The sequence below is a fragment of the Acinetobacter sp. YH12219 genome (assembly GCF_013417875.1).
In the GTDB taxonomy this organism is placed as follows: domain Bacteria; phylum Pseudomonadota; class Gammaproteobacteria; order Pseudomonadales; family Moraxellaceae; genus Acinetobacter; species Acinetobacter amyesii.
The window spans coordinates 1-17,190 of sequence record NZ_VPDC01000006.1; the positions used below are offsets into that span (position 1 = coordinate 1).

Here is a 17,190-nt window from a genome sequence, read left to right on the forward strand (position 1 = left end):
GATAAATATTAAAGTGACGGAAAATAGCAAGTAACTTGGACCAGTGTTGATCATTTAGCATTGTTCGAGGCATAGCGAGTGTAAAATTGGGTTTGGCGATTTAATTTTACTATCTCGCTATTTTTTTTAATCAACAAATGTCAACAGACCCTAGTCTTTATTCATAATAAAGAAATATTCACGGTAGTATTTAAGCTCTGCAATCGAGTCACGGATATCATCCATTGCTAAATGCGAGGCATTTTTCTTCAAGCCACCCATAATCTCTGGGCGCCAGCGTTTCGCCAATTCTTTCACTGATGATACATCGAGATTACGGTAGTGGAAGTATTGTTCCATTTCAGGCATTAAACGATGCAAGAAACGACGATCTTGGCAAATTGAGTTACCGCACATCGGTGATGATTTTGGATTCACCCATTTTTTCAAAAATTCTAAAGTTTGCTGTTCAGCATCTTGTGCTGTTAATTTACTACGACGTACACGTTCGATTAGGCCTGATTGACCATGTTGGCGAGTATTCCATTCATCCATCGCATTGAGCACACGGTCAGACTGATGTACCGCAAGCACAGGCCCTTCCGCCAGAATATTTAAATTATCATCCGTCACAATTGTTGCAACTTCAATAATCTGGTCGTTATCTGTATCTAGACCTGTCATTTCAAGGTCAATCCAAATCAGGCGTGTATCAGGTGTGCTGCTCATAAATGTGCAATCTTATTAGGCTGTAAAAATGAACATAGTAGCAAATTTATTGGGCTTGCGCTGTAAATAGCCCCTGCTTTCATGCTATTTTTGCCATCTAGTTTTCATGGTTTTTTAGGATATGAATGGCTTTAATTCGTAAGCGCCGACTGACTGAACAGCAGCAACGTCGCATTCAGAAGCAACATAAATCTCGTCAGGAAGAAATCGATACTTCTGCAGATTTGGAAGGCTTGGTCGTCCAACATTATGGTCGTCAACTTGAAGTTCAAGCGCTGTCTACACCCGACCAACATCCTGAAAAACCCATTGTGCAAGCAGGTGAACCTGAACCCCATTGGAAACCCATCGAATTAGGCAGTGTTTGGCGCTGCCATACCCGTACCAATCTCGAATTATTGGTGACGGGTGACCGTGTCAAATGGCAAGCTGACCCGATTACAGGTTTAGGGATTATTACCGCGATTCATCCACGCCAATCTTTACTGACACGCCCTGACCGTTATCACAAAGTGAAACCTGTCGCAGCCAATGTCAGCCTGATTGTGATTGTATTTGCACCACTTCCTGAGCCAGCGCCAGGCCTGATTGACCGCTATTTGGTGGCCTGTGCAGATGCCGATATTCCAGCATTATTGGTCTTAAATAAATCCGACTTGCTTAAAGACAACGATCCGATCTTAACGCTATTACAAGAATATCATGACTTGGGCTATGAGGTCATGCAAACCCAATCTGATGGTGACTTAAGCGCACTTTCTGCTCGACTTTCTGGTGAAACTGTCGCATTTGTAGGTCAGTCTGGGGTTGGTAAAAGTACTTTAATTAATGCCATTGTTCCGGATGCTGCGCAAAAAACCAATATTATTTCGGAAAACTCCGCGCTCGGTCAGCACACCACCACCTCTACGCGCTTAATTGCGTTTGGTGAAGGTTCTGCATTGATTGATTCACCAGGAATCCGTGAATTTGGTTTATGGCACCTAGAATTGGAAAAAGTTCAGCAAGGTTTCCCTGAGATCGAGTCACATTTGGGCTATTGCCAGTTCCGTAACTGTACGCATAAACATGAAAAGCAATGTGCGCTTAGAATGGCAGCTCAAAATGGCGAAATTTTGCCGCGCCGATTAGACAGTTATTTACGTCTGATCGACGAAATCACGGAAGCGCAGCAAAAAAATTAATTTTTATTCTGTTCATGCCCTTGAAGGGGTGATTTTGATCACCATATTTATGGGCTATACTCTTGGCAATTTAAAATTGTAGTTAGGTGAATTGTGGAACGTTGGTTCGAATTTATGGGGAATCACCCCTTCTTATTTGGAACGCTGGCTGTATTGGTCGTGCTGTTCTTTATTCTTGAAGGCCAGCGTAATGGTCGCAAAATTTCACCTCAATCTTTAGGGATTTTAGTTAAAGCTAAAAATGCTCAATTGATTGACTTACGTGATGCGAAAGACTTCCGCGAAGGTCATATTAGCGGTAGCCGTAATATTCCATATAGCCAAATTACAAAACACATTGAAGAGTTAAAAACTTCTGATCGCCCGTTGGTTTTTGTATGTAACCTTGGTCAAGTGGCAGGTTCTGCATTGCAACAAGTCGGTCATGCAGATGCATACCGTTTAGACGGCGGCATTAGCAACTGGAAAGCTCAAGGCTTACCTTTAGTTAAAAGCAAATAAGCGCTTCTTAGGAGATTAACATGGCTGAAGTTACGATTTATTCAACAACTGTATGTCCTTACTGCATTCGTGCAAAACAGCTCCTAGAGCGTAAAGGCGTGGCTTATAAAGAAATTAATTTATCAAATGAAGCGCCTGAAGTACGTGTTGAATTGATGCAACGCACCAACCACCGTACCGTTCCTCAAATTTTTATTAATGATCAGTTTATTGGCGGTTTTGACCAACTTTATGCTTTAGAGCGTGAAGGCAAACTCGACGGCATGCTATCTTAATTTTAAACATAAATCGTCACCTCATATTAAGGAATAAACAATGAGTGAAGAACAACAAGCTCAACCACAATTGGCATTAGAGCGTATTTATACTAAAGATATTTCTTTCGAAGTACCTGGGGCTCAAGTATTTACTAAAGAATGGCAGCCTGAACTAAATATCAACCTTTCTTCTTCTGCAGAAAAAGTTGATCCAACACACTTCGAAGTTTCACTGAAAGTTGTCGTTCAAGCGAACAATGCGGGTGACACTGCATTTATCGTTGACGTTACTCAAGCAGGTATCTTCCTGATCGATAGCGTTGAAGAAGAACGTCTTCCGTACATTCTTGGTGCTTACTGCCCAAATATCTTGTTCCCATTCCTACGTGAAGCAGTGAACGATATGGTTACTAAAGGCAGCTTCCCACAATTATTGCTTACACCAATTAACTTCGATGCTGAATTCGAAGCGAATTTGCAACGTGCGCAAACTGCTGCTGAAGGCCAAGCTTAATTACTTGATCTCAGATATAAAAAAGACCGCTTTTAGCGGTCTTTTTTATTGCCTTTTAGCTTCCCCCTTTACTAAAGGGGGAATGAGGGGGATTTACTTCTACTTAACAAAATCCCTCCCACCCTCCCTTTTAAAAAGGGAGGAGCAAATTACTCAGCATCTGCCATTAGATCAGCGCTCATACCTACAGTATTAAAGCCAGCATCAACATACAAAATTTCACCTGTAATACCATTTGCCCAAGGCGAGCAAAGGAACAATGCTGCATTACCGACATCTTCAATAGTTACATTGCGTTTAAGTGGTGCGACTTTTTCATTTAGGTCTAACATTTTACGGAAAGATTTAATCCCTGAAGCCGCTAAGGTACGAATCGGACCTGCTGAAATCGCATTTACACGAATACCTTCAGCACCAAGACTTGTTGCCAAATAACGTACGCCTGCTTCTAGTGACGCTTTTGCCATACCCATAACGTTATAGTTTGGCATTACGCGTTCAGAACCTTGGTAAGTCAGCGTCAATAAGCAACCTTGACGTGCAGCCAATAAAGGTTTTGCCGCACGAGCCATCGCAATAAAGCTATATGCGCTGATGTCGTGAGCAATTTTAAAACCTTCACGGTCGGTAATATCAGTGAAATCGCCATCTAAAGTATGCGCTGGTGCAAAACCAATTGAATGCACAACACCGTCTAGACCATCCCAATGTTTAGCAAGTTCAGCAAAAGCGGTATCAATTTCAGCGTCCACTGCGACATCACATGGGAAAACTAAAGTTGAACCAAATTGTTCAGCAAAATCATCTACACGTTTTTTTAATTTTTCGTTTGGATAAGTAAAAGCCAGTTCTGCACCTTCGCGATGTAAAGCTTGCGCAATACCAAATGCGATTGATAACTTACTTGCAATACCCGCGATTAAAAAGCGTTTGCCAGCCAATAGTCCTTGTGCCATGTAAAACTCACTCAAAATAATTTAACAGCATAATGCCAAGTCTAAAGCATTTTAGAAATTGCATAATGCGCCTTTTTTTAGAAAACCATCATTGCATGCACGATGCGAATGAAACTAGATTCAATCAAGCAGCGTCAATATTTGTTGCCGCTTAAGCGCCCAGATGCAATGCTTGTAATGAATTTTTCCATAATATATCTGCAATCTCAGATTCAGTACGGTTTAAGCTCTGAGCCAAACCCTGCAAGACATAGGGCAAATTGACCGGCGTATTACGAGTACGCCCTTCCGTCGAATGCTGACAACATAAGGGTGTCATATCGGGACAGTCGGTTTCTAAGACCAAATGTGCCGCCCCTAAAGTCTGAACCACTTGATGTAATTTTTTTGCATTGGGATTGGTGATTTGCCCCGTTACACCAATTTTAAAACCTAGCTTGGTAAATGCCTTCGCTTCTTCAACACCACCACTAAATGCATGTGCGATACCACCGAGCTTAAATTGATGCTTTTTCAACATCGAAAGCACCTCCGCATGGGATTTGCGAATATGCAGCAAAATGGGTTTATCAAACTGCTGTGCTAATTCAAGTTGTGCGGAAAAATACTGCTGCTGCTTTTGAAAAAGTTCGGGCTGTTTATGCTGTTTCAAAAAGGTATCTAAACCTATTTCACCGATAGCGACACAATCATGCTGCTTTAGCAGCTGTTCCACATCGAACAAATGTTCTGTACGATGTTGCTCAATATAAAACGGATGTAAGCCGGGGGCTAAATAGCTTTTGGGAGCATTGGATAAACGAGCTAAAAACTCTTGGGTTTGCAGCAAATCGTGAAAACGTGACTGCACAAAACCAATCAATACCAAAGCATCGACACCCACCTGTTTGGCAGCATGCGCCAACTGTTCCCGATCAACGTCAAAATCAGGAACATCAAAATGCGTATGCGTATCAAACAGTGAGTAAGTCATTGAACTAATTAATTTGCTTTTACGGCTGAGGCTTCAGCAGCTTCAACTACTGGTAGATATTGCTTTTTCAAGATACTTTGCAATTGATCATACGGAATGGTCAAACGTGGTAAACCCGCCACATATGGCCCAATTTCATATTCGGCATATTGCAAAATTAGACCTTGCTGACTTAGATAAAAGTTATCAGACAGTTTAAATTTCCAAATCTGTTCATATTCTTGAACATTGTCCGCCAACTTGGCATCTTTCACCCAAGTTTTAAAGACTTCATAGCCCAGCTTTTCAAGTTTAGTACGTTGATTGGGCAATAATATGTCATTGAGCTGTACCAATTTTTGAGTGCTTAAATCGAAGTTATAATATTGCTGTGCAGAAGAACCATGCGCCCCACCTAAATATGAGCTGGTATTTAAAACCACTGTTGCCAAGGGTTTTTCAGCATTCAATATTTTAGGTTTAATCATCAAACTGATTTGCTGATTGGCGCTTAAAGATTTCAACTCTTTATCTAAATTTAAAAATGCTTGCATATAAGGCTGCGTGGCTTTTTCCAATTTTAATTTGGGCGTTTCAACCTTTGCCAAAGCAGATTTTGCTTCAGACGCTGCAGGTACTTCACTTGCAGCGGGAGCATCAGTACTCAGCGTTTTATCTTCTAAAGGCGAAACAGACAGGATCTCTCCCAACTGTTTTAAAATTTCCGCATCAATAAATTCATCAATAAAGGCTTGATTACTGTTTAAGCGTTCAACTGAAATTTCAGGACAGACCCCGCCATCACATTCAGGTAAATTCAGTTGTAATTTTTCCGCATCACCAATCAGTTTTGCACTCAAATCTGGCTGTTCAGTTTTGGCTTGATCCGGCTTTTTTTCAGGTTCAGCTTGTTGTGGCTGACACGCCGTGAATGCAACAGAAACTGCCAATATTGAGCTTGCCCAAATTTTATTTTTTTGCACCATTGCTTCAACCTTTCATTTCGAATAATTGATATTTATCTCAGTAAATATCTCATCAAATTAAATACTTTCGTTGTTTAGAACATATGCTGATACACATCAGCTTTCAAGACTTGTTGTGTTTGCGCTTTGCTGAGATAAATATCCAGTTGTTTACTATCTTTGACAATTTCATCTGTACGGTAATGCAAACCGACACCTTCTTGATCAAAGAACCAATCTGCTTGGCCCCAATAGAGCTTTTTCGGTGCCGATTTTTTGACATCCACCTCTTGTTCATCTAACCATTTGCCATAGGCTTGCTGCACAATGGCATCCATATTTTGCTGCTGCTTTGCATCAATAATATCTAAGGGTTTGAGATTTTTTTTCGCACGACGGTCTGCCACAAAAAAATAATAGCGCTCTTTGACCGTGATATTTTCCTGTTTGGTATCGACACCGATTTGCAGCAGCACATATTGATTCCGTTGATATGGAACTCGTGTGTACATCGCCAATTCATAGGCTTTATTGGTTTTAAACTCGGCCTGCCAAGCATCTGATTTTTTCACATACGCATCGACAGCTTGTTGGAGATTCATATTCTGCTTTAGTGCAATCTGATCTTGTACGACGCTCGCCTGATTCTTTTCAATCCAGCTATTCAACCACGTATCTACGGTCTGAATGGTTTGTATCTCTAAATCAATACAACTTTTATTTTCACAAAACGGTTTGGCAATTTTAGCGGCTTGCTCTTGGATATTTAAATAAGGCAAAACATCTGGATTGATCACGGCCGCTTCAGAAGCGCCATCATCGGCCGGCTTTGTCGCTTTGTTTTCTTTTCCTGAATCACATGCACTGAGCAGCAAAACACTCCCCAAAAGTGCAAAAACTGTAGCATCCTTGAATATTTTCATGATGTCCTAAACGACCAAATGATTGCGTAATGTATGGATTTAAAAACTCTACCACAAAATAAAACAGCTTCACGAAGAAGCTGTTTTATTTCTGTAAAAGAACAACTTAGTGTTCACGTGTATTACGGAACACGATATCCGGATAACGTTCTTGCATTAACTGTAAATTCACACGACTTGGTGCAAGATAAGTTAAATGACCACCGCCATCGACAGACAATTGGTCATGTGCTTTTTTCTTAAATTCGTTGAATTTTTTCTCGTCATCACAAGATACCCAACGTACGGTATTGATACTTACAGGCTCGTAAATACAATCAACTTTGTATTCTTCTTTCAGGCGATAAGCCACCACTTCAAACTGAAGCACACCCACAGCACCCACAATTAAGTCGTTACTGTTTTGCGGCATAAAGACCTGAGTCGCACCTTCTTCTGAAAGTTCTTTTAAGCCTTTTTGTAGCTGTTTTGACTTCAAAGGATCTTTTAAACGCACGCGACGGAACATTTCAGGGGCGAAGTGAGGAATACCGGTAAAGTGTAAATCTTCACCCGAAGTGAAGGTATCACCAATTTGAATCGTACCATGGTTATGCAAACCGATAATGTCACCCGGCCATGCTTCTTCAAGGTGCTGACGGTCACCAGCAAGGAACGTTAAAGCATCACTAATACGTACATCTTTACCTAGACGTACATGTTTCATTTTTAAGCCTTTTTCATACTTACCTGAACAGATACGCATGAATGCAATACGGTCACGGTGTTTTGGGTCCATATTGGCTTGAATTTTAAAGACGAACCCTGTGAAGCCCTCTTCAGTCGCTTCAACTTTACGGTCTTGAGTCGGATGTGCTTTAGGTTCAGGTGCATATTGACTAAATGCATCCAACACATGGTCTACACCAAAGTTACCGAGTGCCGTACCAAACAAGACTGGCGTTTGACGACCTGCCAAAAATTCATCACGGTCTAAAGGCTCATTGGCCATTTGAACCAACTCCAATGATTCTTCAAATGCAGCCCAAGCGAGATCACCTACTTTTTCACGCAAATCTGCATAGTCATAGCCATCACGAACTTCAATATCCGTAATGGTTGAACCGAAACCCGCCTTATAAACGTAGAATTTTTCTTCGAGTAGGTTAAATACACCGGCAAAGTCACGACCTGTGCCCAGTGGCCAAGTAATCGGAACACATTTAATTTTTAAAACGTTTTCGATTTCATCAAGCAGTTCTAATGGCTCACGAATTTCACGGTCCATTTTGTTGACGAATGAAATAATCGGCGTGTCGCGCATACGACACACTTCCATCAATTTGATCGTACGGTCTTCGACACCTTTTGCACCATCAATCACCATAAGCGCAGAGTCAACAGCGGTTAATGTACGGTAGGTATCTTCAGAAAAGTCTTCATGCCCTGGGGTGTCGAGCAAGTTAATCATCTTGTCTTTAAACGGGAACTGCATAACAGAAGTGGTGATCGAAATACCACGTTCTTTTTCCATTTCCATCCAGTCAGACGTTGCCGCACGATCAGATTTACGGCTTTTTACCATACCTGCAACCTGAATCGCCTGTCCCCATAACAACAGTTTTTCTGTCATTGTGGTTTTACCGGCATCGGGGTGGGAAATAATAGCGAAAGTACGTCGCTGAGCGACCTGTGTCGCTAATTCTTCTTTAAAACTCATGAAAGACACCTACTGCAAAACTCGCAGTGCAAAAGATCAGATCTGATCAATATGGAAAATTGGCGATATTGTATCAGATTGACCATTAAAAATAATCAACCACATCGGGTTGAGTCAAAATCTTAGCGTGGCGTGTCTTGATGTTTTACATTGGATGACGACCTGTTTTTATCGACGATATAACGTATTCCACTGTCTTTTTTCTATACTCATTGGCAATGCGATCAGACTACAAATGACTTTATTCAGCTTTCATTTTCATACATTCTTCAAGCTGTGCCACTGGCATCGGCATTCCTAACAAATATCCTTGTAACTGTTGGCAACCTAAACGTTTTAAAATTTCTGCTTGTTGTTCTGTCTCTACACCTTCTGCAGTGACTGTTAACCCCAGTCGAATTGCCAAGTGAATAATACTTTCTAAAATAATTTCTTCTTTAGAGCCGACGCTCAAATTGCGGATAAACTCACGGTCAATTTTCAGTTCATCTACAGGCAGTTCTTTTAAATATAAGAAACTTGAATGTCCTGTTCCAAAGTCATCAATCGCAACTTTAATCCCCATCTGTCTCAAATGTTCAAAAGTCACGATGCTGGCATCGATATGATGCATCGCTGTTGACTCGGTAATTTCAATAATTAAATTTGACGGGTTAATTTCATAACGTGCAAAAAGCGACTCTAAAGTACTAAATAAATGTTTATGCTCAAACTGGATGGCCGATAAATTGACCGCAATCGGATACAGCGGCATATTCAGCTTTTCCCAGTGCTGAATTTGCTTACAGGCTTCTTCAAGCGCCCAATAGCCCATGGCAATAATCAGTCCAGTTTTTTCCGCACCATTGATAAACTTATTTGGCGTCAGCATACCTAAGGTTGGATGATTCCAACGAATTAAGGCCTCAACCCCACAAATTTCACGATCAGTGGCATTGAATTTTGGCTGATAAAATAAGATAAATTGTTGTTCTTCTACCGCTTTATACAAATCATTGATCAGTTTCGTCTGACTTTTTTCTTCAAATTGGTCAGCGGTATAATTAAAAAATGAATAGGTATTCCGCCCTTGATACTTTGAACTCAGCATTGCAGTGTCTGCATTGATCAGCAGATCTTGCAAGTTCGCACCATGTTCTGGGTACATCGCAATACCAATACTGCCTGAAATGTTAATTTCCTTACCTGCAATCAAAAAGCTTTCTTGCATCAATTCCAATATTTTTTCAGACATTGCTGTGGCAGAGTCATTGCTTGCTGACTCAAGCACAATCAGAAACTCGTCCCCACCGATTCGTAGCAATTTGGCTTGATCATTAATTAAACGGTGAATGCGTGTGGCAATTTGAATCAGTAGTTGATCACCTACATGGTGTCCAAACACATCATTGACCGCTTTAAAACGGTCGATATCAATATAAATAAAAGCAATTTTATCTTGTCTTAAGCGATGCTCTGTAAATAGAAAATGTGCATATTCAGCCAAAAATAGTCGATTAGGTAAACGGGTCAAATTGTCCTGTACCGCTTGATTGGCCAGTTCTCGATTTGCGCGCATCAACTGTAAACTGCGATGCTCTAAACGTTGTTCTAATACCGCTACACTAAAGGCTGCCATCAACAATAAACTGGTGACAAATAAGACAATAAACAGCAATAAATTATGGTTTATCTGCGCTGCCACCAATACATCCATCGAGTTTAGCGGTACAAAATCAACAGCCGCCATACCAATATAATGCATAGCCACAATGCTAAAAGTCAGCATTAATGCGACAAAGACATTCAAAATATTCCGTTTTGGCGAATATTTATTTTTAAACGTCATCCAAAAGGCCAAACCCGAACCACAGATCGCAACTAAAATTGAACAGATAACAATTAAAGGTTCATACCGTTGTTCATAGCCCTGAACGGCTAAACTCAGCATACCGGTATAATGCATGCCGGAAATGCCAAGGCCCATTAACACTGAACCTAAAATTAAACGAGGAAAAGGTAATGTCTGTCGTGTGGTTAACCACACAGCAAAAGTGGAAGCAACGAAAGCAATAAAATAGGATATCAGGGTCAGACTGGTATCGAAACTATGGCTTGAAGGCAAATGGCTGGCTATCATGCTTACAAAATGCATGCACCAGATCGCAGCACCTAAAATTGCACCGCTGAAGAATAAAATGACATTTTCATATCTTGGTCGTGTTCCACGAAACAACATTTGTTCGAGTGAAACAGCAAAGTAACAACTTAATAATGCAACTACGATTGAACCAGCGACCAGACTGTAATCATAATGAATATGAGTCATATCAAGCGTTCCGCTTAGGTTATCGTGGCACTTTCTTTAACCGAATTACCCAATCTATCTCTTCCCTTTAACTTGTTACGTTTTCAATTACTTACTTATTTTCCCTTAGAATCTATTAGTCTACGATAATGGTCAAGTCTTTCTTTCAAGATTTTAAGCAACTGATTAATTTAAAAAAAGAAAGCTTGATCAAGTTCACTAAAACTTAAACTTTTGATAAAAAATGCATCAGGTGGTTTTTATTTTAGAACAGTTTCTAACCATAATAAAATGAATAAATTAGATTGATTTCTATATTGTTTTCTAGATTTAAATCATGCCTCTCTACACAAAAAAATAGCGAGCCGTAGCTCGCTATTTCTCAATAGGTAAATTCATCTTTTCCGTCAAAAACTTAAGCAATCAGCTCAATATTTTTATGGATGAATGGCTTACTTTTTGGCTGCTGTTGTTGGATTCGTACCTTGTAATTTGGCATAGTCCATTAGCACATTCGCTGCTTCCGTCACAAAGACTTCTTCTTCAGGCAGTGCTGGACGTTGGTTCGCCTTCATTTTCGCACGTGCTTCCACCAATGCATCCATAGACGCTTGGTAGCTCTCCCAGTTGGCATAAGGCTTTTGACCCACCACTTTACGACGTTGATTTTCAGCATCCAAAGACTTTTGCTCTAGTGCCAACAATTCAGCTTTACGCTTCGTTAAGTCGAGTACCACACGCTTTTGCTCATCCGTCTTTTTTGCAATCGCTGTACGTTGCTCTAAATACTTAAATTGAGGATCAATCGTGACGCGTTGCTGAGATGACTTAATCAAATCTGGAACATAGGCTTGGATCGAGCCTTCACGTTTAAACGGTGCAGTTGGAATAGTATCCCACTGTAAAGCATTTTTCGATTTACGCTCACCAAACTCTTCATTGTAAATATCGACCAGCTTAATATCCGGTACGACCCCTTTATTTTGGGTACTGCCGCCCGTCACTCGGTAAAATTTACGTTGCGTTAAGGTTGCTTGACCATAGGCTAAAGAGTCAAGTTGTACCTGCGCTGTTCCTTTACCCGTTGTGGTACTACCAATCACCACACCACGCTCATAGTCTTGAATCGCAGCAGAATAAATTTCACTCGCAGAAGCCGAAGCCAAATTAATCAATACCGCCAATGGGCCTGCATAAGTTTGCGCGCCACCATCATCATCTTCAAACACGCTGACATTGCCATTACCATCACGGATTTGCACCACTGGACCTGATTTAATCACTTGTCCAAGCATACGTGCTACTTCTTCAAGTGAGCCACCAGGGTTGTTACGCAAGTCAATGATGATGCCTTCAACATTTTGCGCATCTAAAGTTTTTAAAGCTTTATTGGTATCTTCCGACACAGAACGGTAATCTGTACCCGCACGACGTGCACGATAGTTTAAGTAAAACGATGGAATTTCAATCACACCAAACTTATGTTTTTTGCCATCACGTTCAATTTCAACGGTACGTGAACGCACGCCTGCATCTTCTTCTTGAATTACATCACGTACAATAGTGACATTTCGCGCTTGATTCATGGACGCACCAGCACCCAATAAACGTAAAGTCACTTTGGTGCCACGTTTACCACGAATCAGTCCGACAATTTCATTGCTCGGCCAACCGATCACATCGACCATTTTGTCGCCATCTTGGGCAACACCAACGATACGATCGCCTGACTTGACTTGTCCTGATTTGCTAGCTGGACCACCTTCTACAATCGTTTCAATTTTAGTGTAGTCTTCGTTGCCACGTTCAGGACGAATCGACACCCCAATCCCTTCCAATTGCAACGTGGTTTGACGGTTCAATTCCATCGCATCTACAGGTGGGAAATAGTTACTGTGCGGATCATACGTCAGCATCATGGCATTCAGAGTTTTGTCGAGCACATCATCGCTTTTTAAACGACTAATCCGCTCTAACTGACGCGTATAACGCTTGGTTAAAGTCTGTACAGGTGTTAAGTCTTCAGGACCTGTTAAATCTTGACCGTTTGCCAGTGTTGGGTCATCTTTCAACGCTTTTTGTTTGGCTTTCTCTTCTTCTTTGCTGATGGTTAAGTTGATCAGCTGAGAGACCAACATTTTATTCCAATGCGCACGCTGCTCTTCTGTCGATTTAAAGAATGGTGCTTTTTCACGATCAGTTTCGATGTAGTTATTCGGTTGATTTAAATTCTGTGGCTTTTTCAGCTCTTCCAACATATAGGTGTAGAACTGTTTTAAGCGCTCACGATATTGCGCATGAATCGCATACGGCCCTGTTAAATTGCCCGCTTTGAGATTTGCACCAAAAGTTGAACCATAACGTTTTTTATAATTTTCAATATCCGATGCCAAGAACAACGTATGTTCAGCGTCTAAACTATCAATATAAAAATCTAAAATACGGTTAGAGGTATTGGCATCTAAACGCTGATTTAAATAGTGTTGACGGTCTACCAATGTTGCAAGCTGACGTGAGACCAAGGCTTGTTCTTGAGTGGGTTGAATAGTACCCGCACTCACTGCTTCTGTATTATTGGCAGCAATTGCGTCATTCACCACATGAGTGAAAAAGAATCCACCTGTCGCAATCGCAACGGCACAAGCTAATGTTTGAAGTTTCATAAATAATTTGTACTTCCTTGGTATTAAGACCAATATTACCGTGTTGGTTTTCGACCTGAATTGAATAGATTCAAAATCTTAAACAACTTAATATGTTTATGTCGTGTAGTTTTATCATATTCTCTGCTGACAAAGTGTAGCAAATCATTGCAGAATTCAGGTATTGTTTTTCCTTAAAAATTCCAACACGGACACCGAATATGATTGGCGCATTAATGCTCGACATTGCTGGCACAGAACTTACCCAAGAAGATATTGAACTATTACAGGCACCACAAGTTGGCGGCATGATTTTATTTGGTCGTAACATTGAATCTCCTGAACAAGTTCGTGCCCTAACCGACCATATGCGTCAAATTCGTCCTGATATTTTAATTGCGGTCGATCAGGAAGGTGGTCGTGTACAACGCTTAAAGCAAGGCTTCACACTCCTACCAGCTATGGGTAAGTTTGGAGAAATTTACTTAACTGAACCTGAAAAAGCTGTTGAACTGGCTGAACAATGTGGCTGGTTGATGGCAGCCGAAGTCCTTGCGGTCGGCATCGATTTCAGTTTTGCACCGGTGCTTGATTTAAATGATGTCAGTGATGTGATTGGTGACCGTGGTTTTGCCAAAAATATGCAAGACATTATTCCATTGGCAAGTGCTTTCTTAAAAGGTATGAAACGTGCGGGGATGGCATCTACAGGTAAGCATTTCCCAGGCCATGGATCGGTGAAAGCAGACTCACATGTTGCTGCTGCTATTGACCATCGTAGTTATGAAGAAATCTATCAAAAAGACATGCAAAGCTTTATTCAACTGCAACCACAGCTTGATGCCTTAATGCCTGCGCATGTGATTTATGAAAATATTGATCCTAACCCTGCTGGTTTTTCACCGTATTGGATTCAGAAAGTCTTACGTCAAGAGCTCCAATTTGATGGCGTTTTATTCTCCGATGATTTAAGCATGCAAGCAGCTTGTGTCGCTGGCGGCGCAGATGCTCGTATCCAAGCAGCATTAAATGCAGGTTGTGATATGGGCCTCGTATGTAATAACCGTGAATCTGCATGCATTGCGCTTGATGGAATTCAAAACTTGGCTCTTCCAAATCAGGAACGCTTAGAACGTATGCGCGGAAAAATCCCACAAATTGAGATTGGACAAAGCATTGAACTCGGAGCGGACTGGCAAAATGTGCGTAATCGTATTGTGGATTTTAAAAATCAATATTGCTAATCCAAGACTTTCAAAATTCTAGAAAATGGAGCACGACAAGGTGCTCCTTTTTGATTTATGATGAAGTCAAAATAAGTGCTTCGGCGCTATACAAAAATTGCCAATAAAAACAACATTAGGTCAGGACGACATGACACAAAGTTTATCGGAACATCGACACATTTCCTTTACAGCACATTACACCGGCTATATTTGGTATAGCATGGGGATTTCACATCCCGTTTTTGCCACACGTAAAGGCAAATTTTTAGCACGTTTAGTCCATCCCTTAGAAAGCTGGGCAGAAAAAAATGTGGGCGGTAGCATGCGTTCGACGCTTAAACAGCGCCATGCCATGATCGATCAACATTTAGATCAACTCATTACCCAATATCCACAGCTACAAGTCCTTGAAATTGCCTGTGGCCTCTCCCCGCGCGGTTGGAATTTTCGCACCAAGCATCCTGAAATTGACTATCGTGAACTCGACTTGCCAGATATGGCAAAAATCAAAACACAGGCACTCAAACAGATTGACCCGCATGCCCCCGATGTCTTAACTGGGGACATTTTCACTCAAGATTTTGAACGTATTTTTCAGAGTTTTGACCCTGAACGTCCTTTGGTGGTGATTAGCGAAGGTCTGATTAATTATTTTGATCAAACCCTACTGAATAAGTTATTGCAAGGGATCACCGAATATGGCGCCTCGTTTCAGGAATTACATTATCTGACCGACATCTATCCAGAACCCGTTAAAAACCGTTTAGCACGTTTTATTTGGGCCAGTAGTAAATTACTCAAAGTCATGTCTCGCAGCGCTTTTACTTTTCATTTTCAATCCCCTGCTGAATTAAAGCAGTTCTTCAGTCATACAGGATTTGAAGAAGTAGACGTCGTTCAGCCGGCCTTATACTTTCCACAACAGCAACAAGAACAAGTGATTCCTTTCCACGATGCAGATCAGCACTGTGGAGATTTGGTTTGGATGATTCATGCCAAAACAAAAAAACAGCGCTAAAGCGCTGTTTTTTTAGTTGTTCATGTTTTAACTTACAGCTTCTAATAACAACACATCTTCTTTTTGGCGTTGTACAAAGCGCAATAAGCGTTCTGCCAACTCAAAACTACCATGCTTAAATAAAGCGCGAACCTGTGTATCCACAACGTCAAAGATGAGACATTCAATTTTAAACTCACCTTCTTCATCTGCTAGATGTAATGCCAAATCCCGTGGATATGCGTGCATGGAGTCCAACATTTCAGCCTGTACATTCAGCAACACCCCAAAATAATTTAAATCTATAATTTGAGTGTCAACCACGAGGTCTGAATGGCGATGAGATAAATGCGTGAATGGCTGTTGTACACTTACACGCGCTTCGCCACGGCGTTCAATATTTTGCATTTGCTCACGGCTCATTGGAATGATCCCGTCCAACTGCTGAATAGACTCACCGCGTAGATAAGTTGCAAACAAATTCATGGTTTCCTTACGGCGTTGCAACTGCGGTAAATGATCCGCATTGGCAATCATAGCAAATTGCATATTCGGACATTGCAATGCAAAGCCCGCATTTTCATGTGGCAAAGTAAAACTGTCGTACTGCCCGCATGACACCAATACATCACACTGTGGAATCGGCACGTCTTGCAAACGCAGCAAACGATTACAGTTAATGTCATAACGCTCTTGTTCGGTATTGGTGAATTCAGCCATTTGTCTAAAGAACAAACGCTTCGCTGTCGGTGACATCCGCGTCACATCCAGTTTGGCATGATTGACCAAATACAAAATCACCGCTTGACCAAATTCATCCATGCGCTGTTCTTTCATTAAGTGCAAGGATTCTTCAAGCAACATGCGCCAGCTCTTGCGCGTTTTTTGCATCACGCCCATCAATATCATGCGGTCAATCAATTCAGGACGTTGATCCGCCAGTCCTGCAGCCACCACTGAACCGAGCGACATCCCCATCACGGATACTTTTTCTAGCCCGACGATATCCAACCAAACGCCTAACATCTGTGCCAGATCACCCAACTCTAAAGTCCCTGCCGACACCGAAGTATCGACATTGGTAATTTGCTGGTTTGAGCCCATGGAGGGTAAATCAATTAAAATAATTGGGCCTGCCGCAAATAATTGTTCGACACAATATTTGTAGGAATTAAAGTTTTGAAATGCCCCACCAATAATAACAATCGGGGTGCGATGAATGGTTTCAGGTTGTGCAATGGCCATATATTCGACCTTCCAGCCATCAATCCATGTCGTTCTGGCAGGCTGTTTAAAGCTTTGCTTGTCATACAGATCGAAAAAACTGTAATGCGTACTTTCCTGTACGGTGGGATCCATTTGGATAATGGAATTCATAT

At 41.2% G+C, this 17,190-nt stretch carries 15 protein-coding genes and 1 pseudogene; 6 read left to right on the plus strand and 10 right to left on the minus strand.

Translation table 11 applies throughout. The annotated features are described in order from the left end of the window. Both FTV04_RS05315 and orn read right to left on the minus strand, forming a co-directional pair. A pseudogene (locus FTV04_RS05315) lies at positions 1-73 on the minus strand (IS5/IS1182 family transposase); the annotation flags it as partial. 77 nt (positions 74-150) lie between these two features. After that, positions 151-708: an oligoribonuclease gene (gene orn / locus FTV04_RS05320; protein ID WP_067763591.1), complete on the minus strand. Its 558-nt coding sequence runs from the start codon at positions 706-708 to the stop codon at positions 151-153. Between the two features lie 125 nt (positions 709-833). Between orn and rsgA the strand changes: the two genes are divergently transcribed. The 4 genes from rsgA to secB all read left to right on the plus strand — a co-directional run bounded on the left by rsgA (position 834) and on the right by secB (position 3,164). Next, entirely contained in the window at positions 834-1,892 is a 1,059-nt protein-coding gene (gene rsgA / locus FTV04_RS05325; protein ID WP_180088976.1) for a ribosome small subunit-dependent GTPase A, read from the plus strand. A 93-nt stretch (positions 1,893-1,985) separates the two neighbouring features. Next, positions 1,986-2,393 carry a rhodanese-like domain-containing protein gene (locus FTV04_RS05330; RefSeq protein ID WP_078189639.1) on the plus strand — a complete coding sequence of 136 codons (408 nt, stop codon included), beginning with the start codon at positions 1,986-1,988 and terminating at the stop codon, positions 2,391-2,393. Between the two features lie 20 nt (positions 2,394-2,413). Next, positions 2,414-2,668 (plus strand): glutaredoxin 3, encoded by a 255-nt coding sequence (grxC, locus tag FTV04_RS05335; protein ID WP_078189640.1) that lies wholly within the window; start codon positions 2,414-2,416, stop codon positions 2,666-2,668. A gap of 40 nt (positions 2,669-2,708) precedes the next feature. Next, on the plus strand, positions 2,709-3,164 hold the full coding sequence (gene secB, locus FTV04_RS05340) for a protein-export chaperone SecB (RefSeq protein ID WP_078189641.1): 456 nt from the start codon (positions 2,709-2,711) through the stop codon (positions 3,162-3,164). A 149-nt stretch (positions 3,165-3,313) separates the two neighbouring features. On the opposite strand, the gene FTV04_RS05345 is transcribed toward secB, so the two are convergent. From FTV04_RS05345 to FTV04_RS05375, 7 genes are all read right to left on the minus strand, one after another. Then, a complete protein-coding gene (locus FTV04_RS05345; RefSeq protein ID WP_078189642.1) occupies positions 3,314-4,120 on the minus strand; it encodes an enoyl-ACP reductase in 807 nt (268 codons plus the stop codon). Positions 4,121-4,271: 151 nt separating this feature from the next. Then, entirely contained in the window at positions 4,272-5,093 is an 822-nt protein-coding gene (locus FTV04_RS05350) for a TatD family hydrolase (protein ID WP_180088977.1), read from the minus strand. An 8-nt stretch (positions 5,094-5,101) separates the two neighbouring features. Next, positions 5,102-6,058 (minus strand): RsiV family protein, encoded by a 957-nt coding sequence (locus FTV04_RS05355; protein WP_180088978.1) that lies wholly within the window; start codon positions 6,056-6,058, stop codon positions 5,102-5,104. Positions 6,059-6,132: 74 nt separating this feature from the next. Beyond that, positions 6,133-6,960 carry a hypothetical protein gene (locus FTV04_RS05360; protein WP_180088979.1) on the minus strand — a complete coding sequence of 276 codons (828 nt, stop codon included), beginning with the start codon at positions 6,958-6,960 and terminating at the stop codon, positions 6,133-6,135. 106 nt (positions 6,961-7,066) lie between these two features. Beyond that, on the minus strand, positions 7,067-8,659 hold the full coding sequence (locus FTV04_RS05365) for a peptide chain release factor 3 (RefSeq protein ID WP_078189646.1): 1,593 nt from the start codon (positions 8,657-8,659) through the stop codon (positions 7,067-7,069). A 241-nt stretch (positions 8,660-8,900) separates the two neighbouring features. After that, a complete protein-coding gene (locus FTV04_RS05370) occupies positions 8,901-10,967 on the minus strand; it encodes a bifunctional diguanylate cyclase/phosphodiesterase (protein WP_180088980.1) in 2,067 nt (688 codons plus the stop codon). Between the two features lie 431 nt (positions 10,968-11,398). Further along, positions 11,399-13,609 (minus strand): carboxy terminal-processing peptidase, encoded by a 2,211-nt coding sequence (locus tag FTV04_RS05375; protein WP_180062943.1) that lies wholly within the window; start codon positions 13,607-13,609, stop codon positions 11,399-11,401. A 200-nt stretch (positions 13,610-13,809) separates the two neighbouring features. Between FTV04_RS05375 and nagZ the strand changes: the two genes are divergently transcribed. Then, a complete protein-coding gene (nagZ, locus tag FTV04_RS05380) occupies positions 13,810-14,832 on the plus strand; it encodes a beta-N-acetylhexosaminidase (protein WP_180088981.1) in 1,023 nt (340 codons plus the stop codon). Positions 14,833-14,962: 130 nt separating this feature from the next. After that, positions 14,963-15,832, plus strand: coding sequence for a class I SAM-dependent methyltransferase (locus FTV04_RS05385; RefSeq protein WP_180088982.1), 870 nt, complete (start codon positions 14,963-14,965; stop codon positions 15,830-15,832). 27 nt (positions 15,833-15,859) lie between these two features. Here FTV04_RS05385 and FTV04_RS05390 read toward each other — a convergent pair whose 3' ends face one another. After that, positions 15,860-17,188 carry an alpha/beta fold hydrolase gene (locus FTV04_RS05390; protein ID WP_180088983.1) on the minus strand — a complete coding sequence of 443 codons (1,329 nt, stop codon included), beginning with the start codon at positions 17,186-17,188 and terminating at the stop codon, positions 15,860-15,862. Positions 17,189-17,190: the final 2 nt, after the last annotated feature.

Coding starts and splice junctions, on each gene's coding strand:
- nagZ (WP_180088981.1), top strand. CDS start 13,810: ATGATTGGCGCATTAATGCTCGACATTGCTGGCACAGAACTTACCCAA.
- orn (WP_067763591.1), bottom strand. CDS start 708: ATGAGCAGCACACCTGATACACGCCTGATTTGGATTGACCTTGAAATG.
- rsgA (WP_180088976.1), top strand. CDS start 834: ATGGCTTTAATTCGTAAGCGCCGACTGACTGAACAGCAGCAACGTCGC.
- FTV04_RS05365 (WP_078189646.1), bottom strand. CDS start 8,659: ATGAGTTTTAAAGAAGAATTAGCGACACAGGTCGCTCAGCGACGTACT.
- FTV04_RS05375 (WP_180062943.1), bottom strand. CDS start 13,609: ATGAAACTTCAAACATTAGCTTGTGCCGTTGCGATTGCGACAGGTGGA.
- secB (WP_078189641.1), top strand. CDS start 2,709: ATGAGTGAAGAACAACAAGCTCAACCACAATTGGCATTAGAGCGTATT.
- FTV04_RS05350 (WP_180088977.1), bottom strand. CDS start 5,093: ATGACTTACTCACTGTTTGATACGCATACGCATTTTGATGTTCCTGAT.
- FTV04_RS05370 (WP_180088980.1), bottom strand. CDS start 10,967: ATGACTCATATTCATTATGATTACAGTCTGGTCGCTGGTTCAATCGTA.
- FTV04_RS05385 (WP_180088982.1), top strand. CDS start 14,963: ATGACACAAAGTTTATCGGAACATCGACACATTTCCTTTACAGCACAT.
- FTV04_RS05390 (WP_180088983.1), bottom strand. CDS start 17,188: ATGAATTCCATTATCCAAATGGATCCCACCGTACAGGAAAGTACGCAT.
- FTV04_RS05360 (WP_180088979.1), bottom strand. CDS start 6,960: ATGAAAATATTCAAGGATGCTACAGTTTTTGCACTTTTGGGGAGTGTT.
- FTV04_RS05345 (WP_078189642.1), bottom strand. CDS start 4,120: ATGGCACAAGGACTATTGGCTGGCAAACGCTTTTTAATCGCGGGTATT.
- grxC (WP_078189640.1), top strand. CDS start 2,414: ATGGCTGAAGTTACGATTTATTCAACAACTGTATGTCCTTACTGCATT.
- FTV04_RS05355 (WP_180088978.1), bottom strand. CDS start 6,058: ATGGTGCAAAAAAATAAAATTTGGGCAAGCTCAATATTGGCAGTTTCT.